The organism is Actinoplanes sp. NPDC026670 (assembly GCF_040638175.1).
In the GTDB taxonomy this organism is placed as follows: domain Bacteria; phylum Actinomycetota; class Actinomycetes; order Mycobacteriales; family Micromonosporaceae; genus Actinoplanes.
In genome coordinates this window covers 1-1,452 of sequence record NZ_JBEZXU010000182.1, presented here as the reverse complement: position 1 = coordinate 1,452, position 1,452 = coordinate 1, and the positions used below count along the sequence as shown (strand labels likewise).

Annotated in this window: 2 protein-coding genes; one reads left to right on the top strand and one right to left on the bottom strand. The window is 69.8% G+C overall.

The window, feature by feature from the left end:
- A partial coding sequence (locus AB0E94_RS52925; protein ID WP_360344567.1) for a hypothetical protein occupies positions 1-285 on the top strand: 285 nt, incomplete at its 5' end.
- A gap of 315 nt (positions 286-600) precedes the next feature.
- Here AB0E94_RS52925 and AB0E94_RS52920 read toward each other — a convergent pair.
- A complete protein-coding gene (locus AB0E94_RS52920; RefSeq protein WP_357097993.1) occupies positions 601-930 on the bottom strand; it encodes a hypothetical protein in 330 nt (109 codons plus the stop codon).
- Positions 931-1,452 lie beyond the last annotated feature (522 nt).

Here is a 1,452-nt window from a genome sequence, read left to right as displayed (position 1 = left end):
GACGACCAGGTCGCCGCCGTCTGGGCCAGGACCAGTTGGCGGGCCCGCCGCCACACCAGCCCCACCCAGCTCGGCGACGACCACGACCGCGAACATTTGCTCGTCTGCGACACCTGCGCGATCACCTACCCCCGGCCCGACCCGACCGGCCCCGACTGGCACGCCGGCGAGCACTGCCCGCACTGCCACACCGGCACGCCACTGCCCTACCGCCAACGCGACCAGGTGCCCACCCTCACCGAACGACTCGCCACCATCCGCACCCGCCTCGCCCCACCGCACTGACCACGAGTACGGCCGGTGCTCCGGGGCAGGCTGGGACGGCGTACCCGCCGGTTTTTGCGAGCCAGTCAGCGGGAGACCCCACACACCGCTCCCGACTTTTCTCCCCGACCACCCGCCACACCGCCGAACTGATCACCCTGATCCCTCGCCGGATCACCGCGATCACCACCCTGATCGCGACCCGATCACCACCGCGATCCGCGACCACACCCAGGCATCACCGGCCAGACGGACCAGCTCGTCGACGAGCCAGCCGCCCCGGGCATGACGTCTTAGAGGGGACACACCCCCTTGCATTCTCGGGCCGCCGCAACGTCAGTGACGCGACCGCAGCCCCGCCCCGCCGTGCGCGCGTGACGCCGGCAGGAACCGCTCGGTCAACCGGAACTCGGTGTTGCCGGACCCGTCGGGATGCTCGTACGGCAACCGCACGAACAGGCCGTCCTCGTTCTCGCCGAGACTCCCAGGCACCTCGTCGTCGCCGTACAACTCGCCCAGCAACCCCACCTGGTCCTCGTCGATCGTCACCGTGCCGTCGCCGTTGTCGACGGCCACGCTCTCACCGAGGGTGTTGTCGGCGTCCGCGAACCACGCCGCGTTCGCGGCACCCACGTCCGCGACGAAGTCACTGATGTAGAACGACATGCCGGATCTCCCAGTGGTCCAAGCCGCGCCAACGAGCGCGGCGAGCTGCGTCACCAGATGAAACCCACCAGGCGCGCAGCAAGATATGCGCGGCTGGCCGCCAAACACAGGAACCGACCGTTGCCGGGAAGGGGCAGGCGGCGCGGGCCTGAACTTCAAGTGCGCGCTCGTCGACGTGCCGAAGAAGTTGTCGACCAGCCATACCGGGGCGTTGCCAGCGTCCTGACGTGCCGCCGCACGCCGGCAGGCGAGGTGGACTTTCGGAAGCGCCCAGGGCCACGACCGAGGAACCACCCAAGGCAGATCGCGGGGAACCACCCAGGGCCCTCGACCGGAGGCGTTGCCACCCCGGTCGACGTCCTGGCCCCGCCGGAGCAAGTTGGAGAAGAAGAGGCTCTTGTCGCCGGGCACGGCCCCGACGTCGACGTCGTCGACGCCCGGCGCTGCCGGAGCAAGTTGGAAAAAAAGGCAGACTTTTGGCCGGCGCAGGGCCGTGTCGGACGCTCAACGGTGCCGGCCGCC

Excerpts from the sequence above, each read along its gene's own strand:
- AB0E94_RS52920 (WP_357097993.1), bottom strand. The coding sequence starts at position 930 with ATGTCGTTCTACATCAGTGACTTCGTCGCGGACGTGGGTGCCGCGAAC.